This is a genomic window from Streptomyces sp. NPDC034103 (genome assembly GCF_055575395.1).
The window spans coordinates 379,522-400,092 of record NZ_JBVISS010000002.1 but is presented as its reverse complement, the minus strand read 5'-3'; the positions used below and the strand labels follow the sequence as shown (position 1 = coordinate 400,092).

The 20,571-nt window shown below is 69.1% G+C and carries 20 protein-coding genes; 5 read left to right on the top strand and 15 right to left on the bottom strand.

Annotation, left to right across the window (positions count from 1 at the left end; genetic code table 11):
• The first annotated feature begins 23 nt into the window (after positions 1 to 23).
• Positions 24 to 446, top strand: a complete 423-nt coding sequence (locus ACZ56U_RS04965) for a glycosyl hydrolase (protein ID WP_469082621.1) — start codon at positions 24 to 26, stop codon at positions 444 to 446.
• Between the two features lie 177 nt (positions 447 to 623).
• Here ACZ56U_RS04965 and ACZ56U_RS04960 read toward each other — a convergent pair whose 3' ends face one another.
• The gene (locus ACZ56U_RS04960) at positions 624 to 1,490 is read right to left on the bottom strand and encodes a class I SAM-dependent methyltransferase (RefSeq protein ID WP_469082620.1); all 867 of its coding nucleotides are present in this window, start codon (positions 1,488 to 1,490) and stop codon (positions 624 to 626) included.
• A 153-nt stretch (positions 1,491 to 1,643) separates the two neighbouring features.
• Between ACZ56U_RS04960 and ACZ56U_RS04955 the strand changes: the two genes are divergently transcribed.
• The 3 genes from ACZ56U_RS04955 (at position 1,644) to ACZ56U_RS04945 (ending at position 5,309) form a co-directional block, all read left to right on the top strand.
• Entirely contained in the window at positions 1,644 to 2,228 is a 585-nt protein-coding gene (locus ACZ56U_RS04955; protein WP_469082619.1) for a TetR/AcrR family transcriptional regulator, read from the top strand.
• Between the two features lie 322 nt (positions 2,229 to 2,550).
• Positions 2,551 to 3,537, top strand: a complete 987-nt coding sequence (locus ACZ56U_RS04950; protein WP_469082618.1) for an ornithine cyclodeaminase family protein — start codon at positions 2,551 to 2,553, stop codon at positions 3,535 to 3,537.
• Between the two features lie 344 nt (positions 3,538 to 3,881).
• The gene (locus ACZ56U_RS04945) at positions 3,882 to 5,309 is read left to right on the top strand and encodes an alpha/beta hydrolase (protein ID WP_469082847.1); all 1,428 of its coding nucleotides are present in this window, start codon (positions 3,882 to 3,884) and stop codon (positions 5,307 to 5,309) included.
• 106 nt (positions 5,310 to 5,415) lie between these two features.
• On the opposite strand, the gene ACZ56U_RS04940 is transcribed toward ACZ56U_RS04945, so the two are convergent.
• The 8 genes from ACZ56U_RS04940 to ACZ56U_RS04905 all read right to left on the bottom strand — a co-directional run bounded on the left by ACZ56U_RS04940 (position 5,416) and on the right by ACZ56U_RS04905 (position 14,549).
• Positions 5,416 to 5,682, bottom strand: a complete 267-nt coding sequence (locus ACZ56U_RS04940) for a DUF4235 domain-containing protein (RefSeq protein ID WP_469082617.1) — start codon at positions 5,680 to 5,682, stop codon at positions 5,416 to 5,418.
• A gap of 4 nt (positions 5,683 to 5,686) precedes the next feature.
• Complete coding sequence (locus tag ACZ56U_RS04935; protein WP_469082616.1) at positions 5,687 to 6,133, bottom strand: DUF3618 domain-containing protein; 447 nt, start codon at positions 6,131 to 6,133, stop codon at positions 5,687 to 5,689.
• On the bottom strand, positions 6,130 to 6,501 hold the full coding sequence (locus ACZ56U_RS04930; protein WP_469082615.1) for a phage holin family protein: 372 nt from the start codon (positions 6,499 to 6,501) through the stop codon (positions 6,130 to 6,132). Before ACZ56U_RS04930 ends, ACZ56U_RS04935 begins: the two co-directional genes overlap by 4 nt.
• 595 nt (positions 6,502 to 7,096) lie before the next feature.
• Complete coding sequence (locus ACZ56U_RS04925; RefSeq protein WP_469082614.1) at positions 7,097 to 8,878, bottom strand: ThuA domain-containing protein; 1,782 nt, start codon at positions 8,876 to 8,878, stop codon at positions 7,097 to 7,099.
• Positions 8,879 to 8,895: 17 nt separating this feature from the next.
• On the bottom strand, positions 8,896 to 11,715 hold the full coding sequence (locus tag ACZ56U_RS04920) for a PQQ-dependent sugar dehydrogenase (protein ID WP_469082613.1): 2,820 nt from the start codon (positions 11,713 to 11,715) through the stop codon (positions 8,896 to 8,898).
• Positions 11,716 to 12,306: 591 nt separating this feature from the next.
• Entirely contained in the window at positions 12,307 to 13,338 is a 1,032-nt protein-coding gene (locus ACZ56U_RS04915; RefSeq protein WP_469082612.1) for a C40 family peptidase, read from the bottom strand.
• Positions 13,339 to 13,769: 431 nt separating this feature from the next.
• Positions 13,770 to 13,898, bottom strand: a complete 129-nt coding sequence (locus ACZ56U_RS04910) for a hypothetical protein (RefSeq protein WP_469082611.1) — start codon at positions 13,896 to 13,898, stop codon at positions 13,770 to 13,772.
• A gap of 177 nt (positions 13,899 to 14,075) precedes the next feature.
• Positions 14,076 to 14,549, bottom strand: a complete 474-nt coding sequence (locus ACZ56U_RS04905; protein ID WP_469082610.1) for a hypothetical protein — start codon at positions 14,547 to 14,549, stop codon at positions 14,076 to 14,078.
• A 1,007-nt stretch (positions 14,550 to 15,556) separates the two neighbouring features.
• On the opposite strand from ACZ56U_RS04905, the gene ACZ56U_RS04900 reads away from it, so the two are divergent.
• The gene (locus tag ACZ56U_RS04900; RefSeq protein ID WP_469082609.1) at positions 15,557 to 16,957 is read left to right on the top strand and encodes a lipase family protein; all 1,401 of its coding nucleotides are present in this window, start codon (positions 15,557 to 15,559) and stop codon (positions 16,955 to 16,957) included.
• Positions 16,958 to 17,066: 109 nt separating this feature from the next.
• On the opposite strand, the gene ACZ56U_RS04895 is transcribed toward ACZ56U_RS04900, so the two are convergent.
• The 6 genes from ACZ56U_RS04895 to rpmG all read right to left on the bottom strand — a co-directional run bounded on the left by ACZ56U_RS04895 (position 17,067) and on the right by rpmG (position 20,559).
• On the bottom strand, positions 17,067 to 18,575 hold the full coding sequence (locus tag ACZ56U_RS04895) for a DUF4246 domain-containing protein (RefSeq protein WP_469082608.1): 1,509 nt from the start codon (positions 18,573 to 18,575) through the stop codon (positions 17,067 to 17,069).
• A 145-nt stretch (positions 18,576 to 18,720) separates the two neighbouring features.
• Positions 18,721 to 18,846: a hypothetical protein gene (locus tag ACZ56U_RS04890; protein WP_469082607.1), complete on the bottom strand. Its 126-nt coding sequence runs from the start codon at positions 18,844 to 18,846 to the stop codon at positions 18,721 to 18,723.
• Positions 18,847 to 18,943: 97 nt separating this feature from the next.
• On the bottom strand, positions 18,944 to 19,519 hold the full coding sequence (locus ACZ56U_RS04885; RefSeq protein ID WP_469082606.1) for a snapalysin family zinc-dependent metalloprotease: 576 nt from the start codon (positions 19,517 to 19,519) through the stop codon (positions 18,944 to 18,946).
• Positions 19,520 to 19,927: 408 nt separating this feature from the next.
• Positions 19,928 to 20,050: a type B 50S ribosomal protein L36 gene (ykgO, locus tag ACZ56U_RS04880; RefSeq protein ID WP_046258531.1), complete on the bottom strand. Its 123-nt coding sequence runs from the start codon at positions 20,048 to 20,050 to the stop codon at positions 19,928 to 19,930.
• A gap of 37 nt (positions 20,051 to 20,087) precedes the next feature.
• Positions 20,088 to 20,348 carry a type B 50S ribosomal protein L31 gene (locus ACZ56U_RS04875; protein WP_469082605.1) on the bottom strand — a complete coding sequence of 87 codons (261 nt, stop codon included), beginning with the start codon at positions 20,346 to 20,348 and terminating at the stop codon, positions 20,088 to 20,090.
• A gap of 46 nt (positions 20,349 to 20,394) precedes the next feature.
• Positions 20,395 to 20,559, bottom strand: a complete 165-nt coding sequence (gene rpmG, locus ACZ56U_RS04870; RefSeq protein WP_398835773.1) for a 50S ribosomal protein L33 — start codon at positions 20,557 to 20,559, stop codon at positions 20,395 to 20,397.
• Between the last annotated feature and the right edge of the window lie 12 nt (positions 20,560 to 20,571).

Genomic DNA, 20,571 nt, shown 5'->3' with positions numbered 1-20,571 from the left:
GCTCCCAAGGGGGAACACGCCACATGCGCACCAACACGAAGGTCGCGGCCACCGTCTCGGCGCTGGCCATGACCACGGGACTGCTGGCCATGTCCGGAGCTGCCTCGACCGCCACTGCCGCGGACGGTTGCAGCACCAGCCAGGTGACCGGGACCGCTCGCTCGGCGGTCGGAGCCAGGGGTCAGCTCTTCGAGCTGCGGTACAACGGCTCCGGGAACAACACCTGTGCCTGGGGCCGGGTCACCAACGGCTCCGTCGGCATGCACGTCTGGGTCGACCGCAGCCACGACGGCGGCAGGACCTGGGAACCGCAGCTGGGCTGGCGCCAGATCGACGCGGGCACCAGCGTCCACACCGAAGCCTGGAAGGACGCCAACGGCTACCTCATGCGGGCCTGCGGGGACTCCGGGTACAACACGGCGATCACCTGCACCGGCTGGTACTAGGGTCCGGCTTCCGGACGGGCCCGGTTGTGCACCGGGTCCGTCCGCAGGCTTGCGTCAGCTGTCCAATGGGAACCAGGTGGGGCCGTCATCGTCCGCCCCTGCACGACGCGGGGCCATCTCTCGCACACCCGACAAGCAGCGCGACGGCATCGGCGACGCCCGGCCGGGCCGGCCGAGCTAGGTCCTGTCCGCTGCCTCGGCCGGTCTGGCCGCCGTCACCAGCCATGAGGTGCTGCGCAGCCGGACGGTTCCGTCTGTGTCCTCGTGGTCGCGCAGGTGGTCTGTCAGGGTGCGGCCGGCGAGGGCCTGTGTGCTCGCGTCGGCCTGCTCCATCAGGTGCCGGCCGGGGCCCGTGGCCAGCAGGAACTCCGCCGCGTCCTCGGCTCCGTCGCCCCATGTCCCGTAGGCCTGCGTCCGGTCGATGGTGATGCCGGTGAATCCCGCCTCGGTGAGGACCTCGCGGATGCGGTCCGGCGCGGCCAGGGAGAACATGCCGGGCACCCCCGGCTGACCGAAGTCGCCGACCGGGAGGAAGTCGCGCAGTGCTGCCATGGCCAGCACCCAGTCGTTGCGTGCGGCGTCGGCCGGGCAGACGAACGCCAGGCGCCCGCCGGGCCGCAGCGCACGACCGACGTTGCCGAATGCCGCTACGGGGTCGGCGAAGAACATCACCCCGTAGCGGCTGATCGCCGCGTCGAACACTCCCGCCTCGAACGGGTGCGCCTGCGCGTCGCCTTGTGTGAAGGAGACGTTCGTGATGCCCTCTCGCTCCGCTTGGGCCCGCGCCTCGGCCAGCATCGGGCCGGACAGGTCAAGGCCCAGCGCGTGCCCTTGCGGCGCCCGCAGCGCAGCGAGGCGCGTGGTCTGCCCGGAGCCGCAGCCGAGGTCGAGGGTCCAGTGATCGTCGGCGATCTCGGCGGCGTCGAGAAGGGGCTGGTTGAAGCCCTGGTTCACGGCGTTCCAGCGGTCCTGGTTGCGCGCCCAGTGGGTTCCTTCGGGGCCGTTCCACGCCTGGGCCTGCTCGGTGTTGACGATGTCCGGCACGGGTGCCTCCTGTGCTGACGACCAGAATGGGCATGCGCCCAAACTGTATGGGCACATGCCCATACAGGCAATCCCCCGCTACTATCCGGGCGGCGGTGTCCCTCTTCGAGGACGCCGGAGGCGGCACGGAAGAGTGGAACGGAGGAGAGGCCCATGTCCCCGCGCGGAGTGGCGACGCCCGATGTACGCGAGCGGCTTTTCGCGGCAGCCGAGCGCGTCGTGGAAAGGGAGGGGCCGGGCGCGCTCACCAGCCGGTCCGTCACGACCGAAGCGGGCTGCGCCAAGGGGCTGTTGCATGCGCACTTCGCCGGGTTCGACGAGTTCGTGGCAGAGCTCTGCCTCGACCGGTTCGCACGCACCGCGGCAAAGGCACAGGCCCTCTCAGAGCTCGCCGGACAGGGCACGGTGGCGCAGAACCTGGAAGCCGTCGCCCTCGCCCTGTTCGAGTCCGGCGGCCCCGCCATCTCCGGCCTGGCCATGACACGCCCCGCCGCCGCGCTGCGCGTCCGCGAGGCCCTGGAAGCAGGGGCACCTGGTTTCACCGCGATCCAGGACGCCATCACCGGCTATCTCCAGGACGAGCAGGAACTCGGCCGGGTCGCCGGGACAGTCCACCCGTCCACGGCGAGCCTCGCCATCGTCGGCACCGCACACCACCTGTTGATGAGCAGCTGGCCGGGCACACCCGACCCACGCCCCGCCATGACCCGCCTGGTGACCGCGCTGGTGGACGGTTAGAAGCCGACAGACCGTCAGGATCTTTTCCACGCGCCCGCTCTGTGCGCCGTGGACGTCGTCCAGGCGCGGGCGGCTTGAGATGCTCAGTGGCGTGCCGGCGGTCCAGCCGGCGAACGCGCGACGACGTCCGAACGCGCGCTGCGCGTCGACGATCACGGGGCTCGTGGGCAGGCGGACCGGGCCGGATGATGTACGGGTGGACCGGCTCAGGAAGGCGGTGTGTCCCGGCGTGTCCTGGCACGGGCTCGGACGCCGTGGGACAACCCTGAGACGGACCGACCGGCCGCCGCTGGCTGCCAGGACCCTTGGGAGGTTCCGCAGGATGATTGTGCTCGGGCGCTCGCAGGTCGAGCCCCTCATCGACATGGACGCGCTGATCGACGCCCTGGCCCCGGCCATGGCCGACCTCAGCGCGGGCCGCGCCTCCGTGCCGGAGCGGATCGCGGCACTCGTGCCCGAACAAGAAGGCTTCCTTGCGGCCATGCCGGGGTACGTGCCGTCGACCGGTGTCCTCATGACGAAGTTGGTCTCCCTCTTCCCACGCAACGCCACAACGCCGCTGCCGACGCATCAAGCGGTCATCGTCATGTTCGACCCCGCCACCGGAGAACCCGCCGCGCTGCTCGACGGCACGGCCATCACCGCGGCCAGGACCGCTGCCTGCTCCGCGCTGTCGGCACGCCTGCTGGCACGCGAGGACGCCACCGTGCTGACGATCCTGGGCACCGGAGTACAGGCCCGCACCCACGCCCGCGCGATGTGCCGCGTCCGCCCCGTCCGCGAGATCCGCATCGCCGGCCGCGACGCGGCAAAGGCCACCGCCCTCGCCGAGGAACTCGCCTCCGAACTGGACGCCGACGTACGCGCGATGCCCGCCATCGAGGCACTCAACGGCGCACACATCGCCGCAGCGACCACTCATGCCGACCAACCGGTGATCCACCGCCCCTGGTTGACCCCCGGCGTGCACATCACGTCGGTCGGCTACAACCCGGCCGGCCGCGAAATCGACGACGCCACCATCGCCGAGGCTCTGGTGTGCGTCGAATCGCGGCAAGCCGCCCTGGCCCCCTTCCCGGCGGGCAGCAACGACCTGCTCACCCCCATCCGGCACGGCGTCATCACGGCCGGGCACGTCCACGCCGAGCTGGGCGAACTCGTCGCGGGCACCAAACCGGGCCGCACCTCACCCGACCAGATCACCTTGTACAAATCGGTGGGAGTAGCGGTTCAGGACGCCGTCGCCGCCTCACTGGTCGTCACCGCCGCCCGCGAGAAGTCACTCGGGACCCACATCACCGTGACGTGATGCCGACGCCCAAGCCGCTCACGTCGACAGGTTTTTGAGGACAGCGCTCTCTGCACGGGGGCGAAGGACACAGACCCGCCGGGCCGATCTGCGAGGTGACGCTTCCCCCTCGCCGCGCTGTGACCGTGTCTCGCTCTGCGCCCCGATCGCCCCTGAACGGTCCCCCGACCCGGAAAAGCCCCTGACAAGGGCACCGCACGGGTGCTGGGGCACCTACCGTGACGAGGGTGCCCCGGCCGGGTCCGCACGCCTTCCAACGACCACTCGCCTCACAAGGAGAATCCATGCCGTTAGCCGGCACACCCGTACCGCGGCGCATCGCCGCGCGGTGCACGGCCCTGGCCATGACAGGCGCGATGGCCGTCATCACCGGCCTCGCCGCCGCCCCCGCCGTCCACGCGTCACCGTCTGACGCCCTGCGGTGGGCACCATGTGCCGACCAGGCGAACCCGGGAGCCGAGTGCGCCACACTGTCCGTGCCGGTCGACTGGGCCCGTCCGGACGGGCCGAGGCTCGACCTGGCTTTGGCTCGTCGCAAGGCCACCGATACCGACGCACGTGTCGGCGCCATGGTGTTCGGCCCCGGCGGACCGGGCGACTCGGGTGTGGAGAGGGTGGTGCGCGGTATCAGCCGGTTCAGCCCCGAGGTGCGCCGCAGGTTCGACATCGTCAGCTTCGACCCGCGCGGCGTGGGCGGCAGCAACCCGGTGAGCTGCTCCAGCGACCTGCTGGCCGGACGGCCGTCACCGCACCTGACGAGCCAGGCGAACTTCGACGTCACGGTGGCGTACAACAAGCGGCTGCGTGCCGACTGCCGGGCCCGCACCGGCCCGGTGTTCGATCACCTGGACACCGCACAGACGGTGCGGGACCTGAACGCCCTCCGTGCGGCCCTCGGCGAGCGGCAACTGACCTTCCACGGCAGCTCGTACGGCACGCTGCTCGGCGCGCAGTACGCCGAGACGTACCCGCGTCGCGTGCGCGCGATGGTGCTGGAGAGCGTCATGGACCACAGCGTCCCGACCACCCGTGGCTTCCTGCTCTCCACGGCGGCCGCGGCCCAGGACTCCTTCCAGGAGTTCGTCAACTGGTGTGACGACACCGCGGGTTGCGCGCTGCACGGCCGTGACGTCGGCGCCGTCTGGCAGGACCTGCTCGCCCGGGCCGGGCGCGGCGAGCTCGAGGACCCGGCGAAGCCCAACACCTCGCTGTCGTCTTCGGACCTGGTCAACAGAATCGCGTTCCGGAAGTTCTACCAAGCTGACTACGCGGGCTTGGCGACCGCGATCACCGCGATGGAAGCCAGCACCCCGCTACCCGCAGCGCCTACCTCGGTAGCACCGCTGCCCGCGGCCACGCCGGTCTTCTGCTCGGACTGGCAGCTGCCCGTGCGCGACTTCCGCGAGTACGCCTCGCTCGTCGGCACGATGAACCGGGCCGCGCCTGCACTGCCTTACCTGCTACCGCTGCACATGGTGGCCGCGTGCCTGGGCGCGCCGACCGCCAACCCCCAACACCGTCTCGACGCGCACGGCGCCCCGCCGATCCTGGTCTCCAACGCACTGCACGACCCCGCCACCGGTTACGCCTGGGCGGTCTCGGTGGCCAAGCAACTCGGCCGCAGCGGCAGGCTCCTGACCTACGAGGGTCACGGCCACGGCAGTGTCACCAGCGGCCCGTGCATGCGGAACGCCGTGGACACCTACCTCACCGACCTGGCCCTCCCGCCACGAGGCACCCGCTGCCCCGCCGGGCACGGCTCGCGGGGCTGAGGAGCCGCCGCGCGTTGTGAAACGCCCGTGGCTCCTCCAGCAGCGCGGAGGCATCCTTGAGGCGGGGGCCGGCCCCATGGGTCCGGCCCCCGCCTCCCCGTAGCGATCAGCCGGGCCAGGTGCCTGTCAGGCCCCGGGTCGCGGAGGCCCCGGCGCGGTCGACGACGGCCTTGACCGCCGCGAAGATCGCACCCTGCAAGGTGGCGGCCAGCACCACTTCGCGCCAGGTGCGCTCCTCGTCCGTGGCATCCGGGGCGTCCTCGTCATTGCCGAGCATCTTCCACGCCTGCTTGAAGACGGCCCCGGCCACGACGCCGCTGACGGCGCCGATGGCCAGACCGACCGGCTTGTAGGCAATCTTCGATGCCTTCATCGGTTCACTCCTTGCGGTGCCGTACCAGCCACACCACAGCGGCCGCACCGGCGGCCGCCAGCAACACCTTGCGGTTGTCACGGGCCAGCTGCGCCCATCGAGCGGTCTTCTCCTGTACCGGCTCGGGGGCCTTGTCGTGCCACATCTGACCGGCTTGGGCAGCCTTCGAGCGGGCCTGCTCGGCCGCCTGGGCTGCCTTGTCCTTGACCGGATCGGGCAGCTTGTCCTGCGCCTGGTGGGCCAGGTCGGCGGCCTTCGTCTTCAGTTCGGTCGCCTTGATCGTGGCCTGTTCACGGACCACGGTGGCCTTCTCCTGGGCACGTGCCTTGACGTCGGTCTTGGCAGTGAGCGCCTCGACGGTGTCGCCGAGTTCCGTGCGGGTCTGCTCGACCTGCTCGCGCAGTTCCTCCGGGCTGGAGGCGGTTTGCTCGTCACGAGGTGGCTGGTTCATCGGCGGGTGCTCTCCTTGATCTCGGCCACGTCGGCCTTCACGCTCTCGATCGTCTGTTCGGGGGTCGGCGGTGCGGCCTTGCTGACCTGCTTCTTTCCGGTCAGGGCCATCACTGCGGCGATCACCCCGAGCAGGGCCGTGACAATCAGTGCCGCGGCCCATACGGGCAGTGGTACGGCCAGCCCCGCGATGGCGGTGGTCACCAGGGCCTGCAGCATCAGGAAGCCGACTACTCCGGCGCCGCCGAACAGTCCGCCGCCTTTGCCGTAGCGCTTGCCCTTCTCCTTCATCTCCGCTTGAGCCAGGCGCATCTCTCCGCGCACCAGCTCTGTCAGCTGCTCCGAGGCCTTCTGCACCAGCTCGCCCACCGACTCCTGGCCGGCAGAGCGCGGGCTGTGGTCGGTCCCGGACGAATACGGCTGCGTGCTCGACACGGCGGTCACCTCCCGTCCATCGTTCCCGGGGCCGGCCGGTCCGGCCCCTGCCGCGTGCGAGTACCCCAAACGGGCAATCCAGCTCAGGAAGGATCGGCGCAGGATTTGTGGAGGAGGGTGGGAGCACCAGGGAAGCGAGGACCGAGCTCGGGAACCATTGCCCGAGAGGGCTTCTGACCTGCGAATATAGGCGCAGCGCGGGTACCGGCACGGTATCGGCGCCAGCACGCCCTGTCGCGGGGCGGCTGGCATCCGGGTCGGTTTCCGCCTGCACCGGCTCTTCGGCACCCGGGCCACGCCCCCGAGATCCTGGCTGCTCGCCGCTGCGCTCGCCGTCGCGGCCGGGGGCGGGCCGCCGTTGATTGGTGATGCCGTAGTCCGTGACCGTCCCGCCGTACTCCGAGCAGTAGGCAGCGCGCATCTCACCCGCCCGGAGGGCGACGACGCCCCGGGGATCTCGTCGAGGTCCCCGGGAAGCGCCGCCGCCCCGCGACCGCGTTGCTCGGGCAGACTCCCGACCCTCAACGGGTCACGGGAGGGTCCATTTCTGGTTCGGGCCGGTGTGGCAGGTCCACAGATGGACCGCGGTGCCGTCGTTCCACGTACCGCCGGAGGCGTCAAGGCACTTGCCCGACTGCGGATTACGGACCGTGCCGTCCGGCTGCGGTGCCCACTGCTGGGCTCCCGTACCGTTGCACGTCCACAACTGGATCCTCGTCCCGTCCGCACTGCCTCCGCCGGACACGTCCAGGCACTTGCCCAGCGCCCGCACCGTCGCGTCCGAACCGACCGTCCAACTCTGGGCACCCGTACCGTTGCAGGTCCACAACTGGACCTTCGTACCGTCCGCCGTACCGGCGTTGTCCACGTCGAGACACTTGCCGTTGACACCCTTCACCGCACCCGTACGGGGACCCGGCGGGGTGTCGTCGTTCGCGTCGATCCTGATGTTGCGGAACGCCACATCGTCGCCGTCACCATGGTTCTGGATGCCGATGTGACCCTGTTGGAGGCTGCGGGCGGGGTCGGTGTTGGTGAAGTCGTTGATCTTGGACCCGTTGAGGAAGATCTCCAGTCGTTCGCCGGTGACGCGGAGTTCGTACGTGTTCCACTCCCCCGGCGGGTTCAGTGCCGCGTCGCGTGCGGCGAGGTCGGCGGACTTGAACCCGTACACGGCGCCCGTGGTCCGGTCGACCGCGTCCGTGGCGTCGATCTGGATCTCGTACCCGTTGTTCACCGCGGACCAGGGGTCGTCCGAGGCGGGGAAGCCGAGGAAGACACCGGAGTTGTCGTCGCCCGCGGCTTTCCAGTCGAGCTTGAGCGAGTAGTCGCCGGTGAACTCCTCGGCCGCGTACCAGAGCATGCCGAGACCGCCGTAGGAGGTGAGGCTGCCGTCGGCGAGGGTGAAGCCGCCGGGGCCCGCCTGTCGCCAGCCGGTGGTGGAGGAGCCGTTGAACAGGGAGGTGTAGCCGGTCTCCGGGCGGCAGTCCGCCTTGGTCATGCCCGCGGCCCAGCGAATGCCGCCCAGGAGGTGCCGGCGGAACGCGGGGTCGCTGTAGGACTCCTCGGTGTGGCCGCCACCGGTGTAGAAGGCCCGGCCCCCTTGGTAGCCCTTGCACCAAGCGATCGGATGGTCACCGGACATGTTCCCGCCCGTGTAGCTGGACTCGTCGAGGGAGGCGAGCCCGTGGGCGCTGGTGCGGGGGTTGGTGCGGTAGTTGTACCACTCGTCGGTGCGCTGCCAGGTGGCGCCGAGGTGGGCGGTGGCGTCGTGGGCCCGGTCCTCGACCCGGACGGTGGCCGACTGGATGGCGGGGTGGGAGTGGAACAGGGCGCCGGCCAGGCCCGCGTAGAAGGGCCAGTCGTATTCGGTGTCGGCGGCCGCGTGGATGCCGACGTATCCGCCGCCGCCGTTGATGTACTGCTCGAACGCGGTCTGCTGGGGGGCGCCGAGGACGTCTCCGGTCGTGGAGAGGAAGACGACTGCCTTGTACTGGCCGAGGTTGCCGGTGGTGAAGACCTGGGGGTCCTCGGTGGCGTCCACGGTGAAGTTGTGTGCCGCGCCGAGGGCTTGCAGTGCCGAGATGCCCTCGTCGATGGACGAGTGCCTGAAGCCCGCGGTCCGGGAGAAGACGAGGATCTTGTACGCCGGGTCGGCTGCCGAGGCGGTCGCGGCGCGGGGGGCCGATGCCGCGTGGCGGATCGTGTCGGCGGGCTGGTCCGTGCGTTCGGGCGCGGCGGTGGCTTGCGGGGTCAGGCAGAGCAGGAGGCCGGTGAACAGGCCGATGGCAGCTTTGAGTCGCGTACGCATGTCAGGTCGCCTCCTTTCTAGGGAAGGGTCCATTTCTGGTTCGGGCCGGTGTGGCAGGTCCACAGATGGACCGCGGTGCCGTCGTTCCACGTACCGCCGGAGGCGTCAAGGCACTTGCCCGACTGCGGATTACGGACCGTGCCGTCCGGCTGCGGCGCCCACTGCTGGGCTCCCGTACCGTTGCACGTCCACAACTGGACCTTCGTCCCGTCCGCACTGCCCCCGCCGGACACGTCCAGGCACTTGCCCAGCGCCCGCACCGTCGCGTCCGAACCGACCGTCCAACTCTGGGCACCCGTACCGTTGCAGGTCCACAACTGGACCTTCGTACCGTCCGCCGTACCGGCGTTGTCCACGTCGAGACACTTGCCGTTGACACCCTTCACCGCACCCGTACGTGTGCCGCCGGAGGTGGTGAAGGAGAACTCGTCGACGTCGAACAGCGCACCGCTGGCGCCCTTGAAGACGAGGTACAACTGCGTGGTGCCGCTGGGCTGGTTGGCCAGGCCGGCGGTCACGTCCTGGAAGGTCTCCCAGCCGCCGGTGACCGGTACGGTCGCGGTGCCGAGGAGGGTTCCGGTCGGTGATCCGGCGCGGACCTCGATGGTGCCGCCCGCACCGGCGGAGGACACCCGGGCGGTGAATCGGGTGGCGTTGGCGAGGGAGTACGGCTTGAAGGAGATCCAGTCGCCGTTCCCGATGTTTCCGACCGTCTTGCCGCCGTGGGCCGGGGTGTGGGTGATGACGTCGACGCCGGAGGAGTCACCGTAGTGCTCGGCCTGGCGGTGGGAGGGCTGGGTGACGTGCTGGTCGTGGGTGGTCAGCGCGGGCTGGCCATTCGCACCCTTGTCGGTGTACTCGGCGTCGATGACACCGAAGATGTTGGCGTTGGGGTCGTGTTCGCCGTCGGCCAGGGTCTGGAGTGTGCCGGTGCATCCGGTCGTCGAGGTCTGCGGATGGCCGTGGCTGTCGTGTCCGACGATGAACGAGACCTCCACCTTGGAGCAGTCGATGGTGCCGTCCTCCGGGTCGGTCACCGTGACCTTGAACGGGATCGCGTCGCCGAAGTCGTGGATGCTGCCGTCCGCGGGCAGGTCGAGCCGCACGGTGGGTGCGGTGTTGCCGACCGTGATCTGCACCGACGCGGTCGCGGTCTTTCCGGTCGGATCGGTCACCTTCAGCGTGGCTGTGTACTGTCCGTTGGCCGTGTAGGTGTGAGAGGGGTTGGCGCTGGTGGAGGTCGCCCCGTCTCCGAACGTCCAGGCGTAGGCGAGGGCACCGCCGTCGGGATCGGCGCTGCCGGCCGAGGAGAAGGAGACGGCCAGAGGCGCTGTTCCGGAGGTGATGTCGGCCTTGGCCTGGGCGGTGGGTGCGAGTCCGTCGATGGCGTGCTCGATCCGGTACAGAGCGGAGTTCGCGTCGCCGTTGAAGTAGCCCGTGCCGTAGTCCAGGACATACAGGGCGCCGTCCGGGCCGAAGGCCATGTCCATCACCTGAGTGCCGCTCCAGGGAACGGAGTTGATGGACTGTACGGTGCCGTCGGTGCCCGACTCGATGCGCTTGATCCAGCGGCGTCCGAACTCGCCCGCGAAGAAGTCGCCGTCGTACTCCTGGGGGAACTTGACCTCGGAGTTCGACGCGGCGTCGTAACGGTAGACGGGGCCGCCCATCGGGGACTCGGAGCCGTCGCCGAACTCCGGTACGGAGTTGCCGTTGTAGGGGATCCAGGCCGGCTGTGCCGCGGGCAGGTCGGTGAGCCCCGTGTTGCGCGGCGAGGTGTTCTTGGGCGCGGCGCAGTTGAACGCGGCACCCGAGCCGCCGGTGGCGAAGTCGTAGTCGACGTAGGCGTCGTTCTTCCCCGTGCAGTACGGCCAGCCGAAGTTGCCCGCCTTGGTGATGCGGTTGAACTCGACCTGCCCCTCGGGGCCCCGCCCGGGTGAGGCGGTGCCGGAGTCGGGGCCGTAGTCACCGAGGTAGACAGTGCCGGTGGCTTTGTCGACGCTCATACGGAAGGGGTTGCGGAACCCCATCGCGTAGATCTCGGGGCGGGTCTTGGCGGTGCCGGGCGCGAAGAGGTTGCCGCTCGGGATCGAGTAGGTCCCGTCGGCGTTGACCTTGATGCGCAGCACCTTTCCGCGCAGGTCGTTGGTGTTGCCCGCGGAACGCTGTGCGTCGTAGGCGGGGTTGCGCGAGGCTCGCTCGTCGATCGGGGTGAAACCGTCCGAGGCGAACGGGTTGCTGTCGTCGCCCGTCGACAGGTAGAGGTTGCCGGCCGCGTCGAAGTCGATGTCGCCGCCCACATGGCAGCAGATACCGCGGGAGGCGGGAACGTCCAGGATCTTCTTCTCGCTCGCCAGGTCAAGGGTGTTGTCGGCCTTCAGCACGAACCGGGAGAGCCGGTTGACTCCGTCGAACGGCGTGAAGTCGGAGGCCGCGCCGTCGGAGGGGGCGTCGCCGCCGGGCGTACTCAACTGAGGCGCGTAGTACAGGTAGACGAAGCGGTTGGACGCGAACCCCGGGTCCGTCGCGATGCCTTGCAGGCCTTCCTCGTCGTGGCTGTATACGGTGAGCTTGCCCGCCACGGCGGTGTTGCCGGCCGCATCGGTTCGCCGGACGGTGCCGTCGCGCGATGTGTGGAGCACCGACCGGTCCGGCAGGACCGTCAGCGTCATGGGTTCGCCCATCTCGGCCACGCCCTTGGCGAGCGTGACCTGTTGGAACACCGGGGCCGCCGCGCTTGCCTCGCTCGCCTGATCCGGCGGTGCGGCGGTCGCGGTGCCTGGGGTGAGGCAGCCGACGGCACAGGTCACCGCCAGCGCCAACGTGCGGAGGAGCATGGGTCTGAGCAGTCTTGTGCGCACAGAGTCTCCCGAGGGATGGGGTGGCAGCAGGACACGATCGGTCCTGACGAGGGGAGAACAGGCGCGCGCCGTCGCGCCGTTGAAGCGGTCACCTCTGAATGACCGGTTCATTTCAAGGAAGTTAGCGGCGTTCGCGCGGGGGCGTAACCCCTTTCGCATCGAATCCTTCGACTTTTTCCATGATCAGGACAAAGTCGAGGGTCGGGCCACGAACTCCGGAGGCGGCGGGCCCCAAATCCGGCCACCTCGTCTCGCGAGGGCCGCCGCGCCGCCTCGTCTCGCGAGGGCCGCCGCGCCGCCTCGTCTCGCGGGGGCCGCCGCGCCGCCTCGTCTCGCATGGGCCGCATCTACGACTGGTGTAGCCATGAGACCGTCAAGCAGCGCTCTGCCGTCCCGCACGGTCGACCTCGACGGCAGTCAGCCACCAGGCCCGCGTGCGCCGCGACATCCGAGTTCGGAACTGTCGGCGTCCGCCTGTCATTCACGGGCCATGGACTGTGGTCCGGCGCCGCCGAGAGCGTGGTGAGCGCTCCCCCGTCCTCGACAGGGGAGCAGATGCGGAACTGATCAGCCCACCACCCGAACGCCGAACTGGAAGGATCCGATGGTGCTCATCGACTCGTAGCGCACGTAGGCACCCGGGTACGGGGCGTGCAACACCTGGTTGTTGCCCGCGTAGAGGCCGACGTGCTCGGTGTTGTTGAAGAACACCAGGTCACCTGGCTTGAGCGCGCTCATACCGATCCGGGTCCCGTCGTTTACCTGCGTGTAAGTGACCCGGGATATGTGCACATTGGCCTGTGCGTACGCCCACTGCGTCAGGCCCGAGCAGTCATAGGAGTTCGGCCCCGTGCCGCCGCGGGCGTACGGCTTGCCGACCTGAGTGGCGGCGGCGTTCAGGGCGGCGGCGCCGTAGGGGGAAGCGGCCGCTTCGCTGCCCAGGTCGACGCGTTCCGCGGCGGTGCGGCTGGCGCGCTTCTCGGCATCGGCGATCTCCTGACGTTCGGCGGCGGTCAGGGAGTTCAGCAGCTTCTGCGCCTTGCTGAGCTTGACCTGGATTTCCTTCTTCTTCTCTCCGAGCTCGGTGCGGGTCTCGGCGAGGTCCTTGAGCTTCTCCGTGGCCTCGGCGCGCTGCTGGGCGAGCTCCCGCTGCTTCGCCTGGACCTTCTTCAGCGACTCCAACTGCTGCGCGGACAGCGACTCGAGCGTGGACGCCTTGTCGAGGTAGTCGTCCGGGTCGGAGGAGAGCAGCAACTGGACCGAGGGGTCGATGCCACCGGAGCGGTACTGGGCACTGGCCATCGTGCCTATGCCGGTGCGCAGTTCGTTGAGCTCGTCCTGCTCGCGGGCGACCTCGTCCTGGAGCAGACCGATCTCCTTCTGCAGCTTCTCCTGCTTCTCCTTGGCCCCGTCGTACTGGTTGGTGGACCGCTCCGCCTCCTCGTAGAGCTTGTCAACCTGCGCCTTGACCTCACTCTTCGTCGGCTTGGGGGCCGCGTTCGCAGCCTGCGAGGTGAGAGCCACCGCAGCGGCAGCCGTCGCGGTGAGCACACTCACACGGGTGCGGTTCTGCGGCTTGGGTCGACGGTGAAGCGCCACGAAGACGGACTCCTTCTTCCTCTCACCGCCCACAGCACAACGGATGGACGGCGCCCCTTCACCGTTCACTCACCTCGTGCGAGTGATCATCCATGCGAAGGTGGAAGACCTCACCTTAGTGATCTTCTTGTGACCATTTCAAAGTTTGAAGAGAACAACTTCGGCCGACTTCTTCCCTCTTCGCGATCAAATCGATCACAACCCGCCCAGCGCCCTACCTCTGGCGGCGATCCCGAAAGCGGCAGCCCGGCAGTCCCTGGAACCTGCCCGATGACCGGTTGCGGCGAGCACCAGCCGACTGCGGCCGCAGACGGCGCGCGTGGTGGGACACAGGCCTCGTCGGCCCGTATGCGGCAGTGGAGTCCGCTCGACAGCCGGATGCACCACCCGCGGCGCGCGAGGAAGGGGGGAGAACCTCGCGCGCCGGGCGTTCAAAGATCGTGTCCGCGGACCAGCTCCACGATGACGGCCCACAGAGCGCGAACGCTCAGGGCCACCGCCACACGTGCAGCCAGTTCCCGAAGGATCTTTTCCCGTTTGGTCGACGGCTCGTCGGCCATGTCTCGCTCCTCTCTGCGTGGGGGCCGAGTGGCCCCGGTCGGGGCCCCACCGCGCACGGCGGTCGGACCCGTCCCCCCGAATTCAGAGCGAAGACGGTTCCAACTTACCTACCCATAGGGCTCTTTGAGGGCGCTTTCGCGCATGCAACTGCTGCTGCGCCACCTGTACTTGCGCCATCAATAGGGCAAGCCCTCTGCGGCCGCGCACAGGGCAGCGTCGAGGTACGCGTCGATCTCGGCGTCGGCGGCGTCCGGGTCGCTCGCATGCCCGCGCGCGAACTCCTTCACGGCCGCTCGCAACGCCCCCTTGAGTGTCGCGGCATGCACAGCGATGCCCAGGTCGTTCAGGTCCGCGCCCGCGCGCTGCGCCAGGAGCCGACCGAGGACCGGGAGCGCATCGTCATGAGCTTGCAGCCAGACGGAGCGCGGTGCCGGATCGGAGGTGGTCATACGGATCAGGTCGAGGATCCCGGGTGTCGTGGGAGGCAGGTCGCTATTGCGGCAGGTGTCGGCGAAGAAGTCCAACAGACTCGTATCCGAAGGGCAGTCGCGCAGTCGCTCAACGGCGAAGTCGAGGCCCGCCGTGAGCAGGGGCGCCGTAAACAGCAACGGGCGGCCCCTGGACAGCGGGCAGACCACGGCGCTCGACACCGGCCCGGCCACCCACGGTGTGCGGACCTCCGAGCGCCCCTCCCCGGCGCCTCGCACGCGACGCGCGCAGACACCTTGTCATTGGGTGACAGCCAACTCTACTCTGCAGTAGCTGACTCTGGAGTAACCACACTCGTATCAGCTCTGCTTGGCACGCTCACGCCCTTGGTGAGCTCGTACCGGTGACCCCGGGCGCGCACACTGACATCGATCGACAGCACCCCACAACCCTCGCCAAGGAGCTGTCCATGTCCTCCCCCAGCAGACGCGTCCCCAGCATCAGGTGCTGCCGCTCAAGCCGTCGTGCCGCTCGCCCGCCTCCTCGGCGGGCCGTCCTACGTAGGCCTCCCCGGATCGACGATCGCCTCCTGAGCCTCTGCGCGACCGGAGCCAGCTTCTTCCTCTACCGGGAGATGACCCTCCGGCCCTCGGGGCGGTGTTCAACACCTGGCTGCCTGACCAGCCCGACTGGCGGTACGTGAACCCAGATCCCCTACCCGCACGTCGCACGCGTGCTGTAGGTGTCCATCGCACCGAGGTGCTGGTCAACTCGCCTGCGTACGCCTCGGGTCTGCCCCGACCGGGTCCGCAACGCCGCATACAGCCTTGCCGAAATCCCGATGCCGATCCGCGAGACCATGCACGAGCCGAAGATCCTCACCGCTCGTGCGCTGATCACGACCGTCGGAAGTGTCACCAGCGCAACGGCACTCGTCGGCATTCGCAGTGGCCACCGGCCAGGCCAGCCTGCCTACGACTCCACCACCGCATCGGTCCCCGGACGGCGACGTCACGAGCTACCGGGCGCCCTCTGCGACCTCGACGGGCCGGTGGCCCCTGTACGGGCTGAACGGAGCCTTGATCCCCAGCGCCGCGAAAGCCCGCACCCTCTCGACGGCCCATCACCGCCGCTGCCGAACGGGCGATGGACGCCACCACGACCCAGGACATCGGCACGGTCACCCGACCGGCACGCAAACCAACCCCTCGCGAACGAGGAGCCCACCTTGAGCCGCAAGAGATCCCGTTCCCGTATCACCTCCCCTGCCGCCCCCGCACGGCCGCGAAGCCACCGCAGCAGGCCGGCCGGTCTACGCCTGATCGCCGGCGCCGTCACGAGCACCGTGTGCGTGTGCCTGGCCAGTGCTCCTGCATCCGCCGCCGACGCCCCGCCCGTGGTCTCCCGCGGCGTCACCATCCCCGCGTTCTACACCCCGCCCGCCGAACTCCCCAGCTCCAACGGCGCGTTGGTCCGCACCGAGCCGATGAATCTGGGGCTGAGCATTCCCGGCCTCGACGGCCGCCCCATGCCCGGAACCGCGACCCGCCTGATGTACAGGTCCACCGACTCCACCGGCCGGCCCGTCGCCGTGACCGGCACCTACATCGAACCCTCGGTGGCATGGACGAAATCCGGGCCGCGCCCGTTGGTCGCCGTCGCCTCGGGCACCATGGGACAGGGCGACCAGTGCGCTCCCTCTTTCGCCCTGGAGCATCCGCTCACCCTCACCGGCGACACCGTTTCCGTCGGCTACGAGGCCCTGGCCGTCTACCGCATCCTCGCCACCGGCGCAGCGGTGGTCATCACCGACTACGTCGGGCTCGGCGCCACCGACCGGCTGCACACCTATGTCAACCGCCTCGACCAGGGCCACGCGCTGCTGGACGCGGCCCGCGCCGCTCGCAGCGTGCCGGGCGCCTCCGTCACCGCCGCCTCACCGACCGGCCTGTACGGCTACAGCCAGGGCGGCGGCGCCTCGGCCTCGGCCGCCGAACTCCAGCCCGGTTACGCCCCCGACGTGCCCCTCGCCGGGACCTACGCCGGGGCACCTCCCGCCGACCTGACCTCCACCATGAAGGGCATCGACGGCAGCGCCCTGGCCGGCGCACTGGCCTGGTCGGTCAACGGGTTCGCCCAGGCCTACCCCGACCTGCGAAAAGTGGTCGAGGCCAACATCAACGACACCGGCAAGGCAGCGCTCAAGGACGCGTCGACCATGTGCGTCGGCGATGCCATCTTCGGCTATGGCTTCACGAAGAGCACCAAGTGGACGACCAGCGGCAAGTCCATCGGCGACGTCATCGCCGCCGAGGCCACGGCACAGGCGGTCCTGGACGCCCAGCGCGTCGGCACGCTGAAGCCTGCCGGCCCCGTACGCGTCGCCACCGGAGTGCACGACGACATCGTCCCGCACTCCCAGGCCAGGCAACTGGCGGTGGACTGGTGCCGCAAGGGCGCGAACGTCTCCTACGAGCCTCTTCAACTGCCCAACCTCGGCGACAAGATCCTCACCAACCACCTCGTGCCCCTCATCACCGACCAGGGCGACGCCATCGACTGGCTGAGCGATCGTCTCGCCGGCAAGCCGACCGGCTCCAACTGCTGGACCATGCCCCTGCAACCCTGACGCCCGCCACAGCTCAGCGCCGCTCCACATGAGGCGGCGCTGAGCTCCCGCACTCTCCGCTCCGCTCCGGCTTCCAACGCACGTCGTCCGCGCGGAGGCTGGATGGGGTTCAGTGCTCGCAGAGGGAGAACTCTCGTTCGTAGAGCTGCTCGTTGTGCTCGTCGACGAAGAACTTGCGTTCCCGCATGAGCTGTTCGCGGTACTCCTTGGCCTGCTCAAGTGTCATGGTCGAGGTGGCGGACCACGGTTGCTGCGGCGGGACGTCGGATGTCGAGACGATCTTTTCTGACGGATCGACCAGGAAGAACGCGAGGATCTTGCGATGCCCCGGGCGGCTCGGGTCCGTGAGGCGGAATGAACCGACGCGGTGTTGCAGGACGTTCGGGAACGCCAGGCAGCGCCCCTCTGGAGTCGACGCCGATCCGAGCACCTGGTTCAGGGCGTCTTCGTCCTCCAGGCCGTAGACCTCCCGCAGGCCGTTGTCGTCGCTCTGTTCGTAGCGGGGGTCGTCGAGCGCCGCGCGGAAACTCAGGTGGCTCTCGGTGATGTTCTCGCTGTCCCAGTAATAGATGCCGGTCGAGACGATCCGCTCGTTCATCATTCCCTCGACGTGCCAGGAACCGCCGGGGTATTCAGGCTTGTCCGGGGTGAGATGAATAGCGGCAATCTTGACGATGACCTGGAGAGAGCGGCCCCGCAGGTCCACCCGGGAGGCGCCGTCCGGCGTCTCGGGCGGGGTGAAGGCGGGGGCGTCCGGGATGACCGGACGGCGGTTCTCCCACCAGGCATCGCGAGCTTCCGCCCATGCGTAGCGGGCTTCGGCGTACGCCTGATCATCAGCGTAGGAGGACCTGTCCGGGTATTCCGGCCCCGAGTCGTACCACCCGTACGGATCGGCCTCGATCCGCGGCGGTCTCGGATGGTGCAGGTCGGTCAGCACGTTCTCCCAGAGCGGGCGGAAGCGAGCGAACAACTCCGGTAGCACGGAGACCAGTTCGCGATGGGTCTCCGGGTGGACGTTGTTCACGTAGGACCGGAAGGAAACAGCGCCGTCGTCGCTGACGTCCACGTCCGTCGGCAGCCACTGGAACTTCTCGGAGAATTCGTACTTCGAGTACCGGTCCGTCGGATTTCGCCAAGCCCGCTCGGGTGCACCGCTCACCTCTCTCACCAAGCAGAACAGCGAGGGATGGACCAGATCCAGTACGAGACCGTCTGATCCGGGGTGCCAGTCCTTCTCCGCTTCGGGGACCCGTTCCAGAACCCGCACCGCCTCACGCAGCCGCGATCCCAGCTCGTCATCGATGAGGGTGTCCGACTGCCACACTCCGTCGACGGCCGAAACCTCGATGCCGGTTCGCGCGTCTCGCAGCGCGGCGTAGTGCCGAAGCTCGTCCAACACGTAGCGAACCTGTGCTTCGGTGAGACCCTGGGCGATCGCTTCCCGCGTCCACCTGGCCACGATGTCGGCGTCGTTCATCTTCTCGAACCACCGCGGCTTCGCCCGAATCTGCCAGCTGCACTCCATCATCTGGAGTTCCCGCAAAGTCCGGGGTGTTGCGGCCCCTATGTAACCGGAAGCGTGAAAGGGCAGTGGAAAAGCGGACAGGTCAGTCAAGTCTCTGAATCTTCCCCGTAGGCGAGTGGTGGCCCGAAGGATAGTGGAGGGGACTGACATTGATACTCACGGCAAGGCGGGTCCTACCTCGCACCGCATCAACCCGCCCTCACCGGCCTGTGGTTCCTGCCGCCCAGCGTTCTGGTCAGCGCCAGTGCGGAGGGATGTTCCGCAGCTGCTTCAGGAGATCCGGCGGCGTCTTCAGGCCGACCAAGCCGAGCACCGTGACCGAGCCCCGCTCGCTGTCCAGCGACGTGGGAGACACCGTCATGGCGCAGGCAGGCCTTCTTCCTGTGCGGGCCGTAGGGTGACGGCGTCCCGGAGACCTCTTCGAGGTTTCAGGGACGCCGTCACCCGTGGCAATGGGCTCAGGGTGCGTCGATGAGGGTCCGACCATCAGTGCGCAGGAACGCCGCGACGCCGCTCGCGTAGGCGGACTGCACGCGGGACCGCTCGGTCGCGTTGGGCACGGCGTTGGTGCAGGACGTGCCGGCGCTCGACCCCGACATCAGTTGTGAGCAGGGGCCGGGCTTGGTGTCCGGCAGGCCGAGACTGTGCCCGAGCTCGTGGGCGGCGATCCGGGTCTTGTCGTAGCCCTGGCTCACGGCCTGGCTGCCGAGTTCGACCCGGACCTGACGGCCCGGACGAACGGGGCCGAGTGTGGCCTGCGGCCACCCCGTGGTGGCGACGATCAGGATCTCGGCCGCGCCACCGGGTGCCGCTTCCACCAGTCTGACGTTGCTCACGTTCGTGTTCCATGAGGAGACTCCGGCCGCGATCGCGGCTTCCCAGCCTCCGGCACGGCTGTCGTCGTAGCGAAGGGTCACCACGGCCGCCTGCGCGGTGGGCGGTTCACTCGTGGGGGCGGCGGTCGCGGCGCTCGCCGTGGCGAGGACGAGCGCCGCGGCGGAAGTGCTTGCCTTGAGCCATGTGCCGAGGGGCATTGCTGCTCCTTCATCCGTGGGGGGAATCCGGCCCCAGCGGGGCCGGGTACGCGAAGGAGCGGCATGGGTTGTCCGGTGGGGCCGGACGCTCCGTCGACCGCCCCTCCGGGGCCTTGCGATGGTAAGCCCCGGAAGCCCCACGGGTCATGTACCTGCCACGCCCAATTTCCGCCATAACCCCGCTGTGAAGGGAAGTTGGACGGCTCACGCGCCTCCGCGACACCCCAGGAAGACCCCCTGGCCTCCCGCTGAGGCAGCGGGCAGGCCCGCAGCCCGCGAGCCCGCCGCCACCGCCGCGTTGCCGTGTCCCGCCGCCTGCCGCCTGCCACCTGCCGCCGGGCACACACAGCGAACAGCCCGGCACCGCGGTTGCGGTGCCGGGCCGGAACGTTGTCGCGGCTCAGGACGTCAGCCCTGGCGGGCCTTGAAACGCGGGTCCTTCTTGTTCAGCACGAAGGTGACGCCACGTCGGCGCACCACCTGGGCGCCGGGCTTGGCCTTCAACGAGCGCAGGGACTTGCGCACCTTCATCGCGGTCTCCTCCCGAGGGATCGAACGGGGTCGGGCGTCAGGGGCGGACGGGAGCGGTGGCGCCGTAGCGCCTTTGGAAACGCTCCACGCGGCCCGCGGTGTCCATGACCCGCGAGGTGCCGGTGTAGAACGGGTGGCTGGCCGAAGAGACCTCGACCTCTACGACCGGGTACGTGGCGCCGTCCTCCCACTCGACCGTGCGTTCCGAGTCGATGGTGGAGTGGGTGAGCAGCTGGAAGCCTGCCGCACGGTCGCGGAAGACGACCGGGCGGGAGACGGGGTGGATGCCGTGCCTCATGGGTGGCCTTTCTGTTGCCTTCGACGGGGTGCCGTGAAGGCGAGGGTCAGCGTTCTTCGCGGAACAGGACGTGCGCGCCGACCTGGGGGTCGTACTTGCGCAGGACCATTCGGTCGGGATCGTTGAGACGGTTCTTGCGGGTCACGTAGGTGACGCCGGTACCGGCCGTCGACTTCAGCTTCACGACGGGGCGCGTGGTGCTGCGTGCCATGAGGTACTCCTT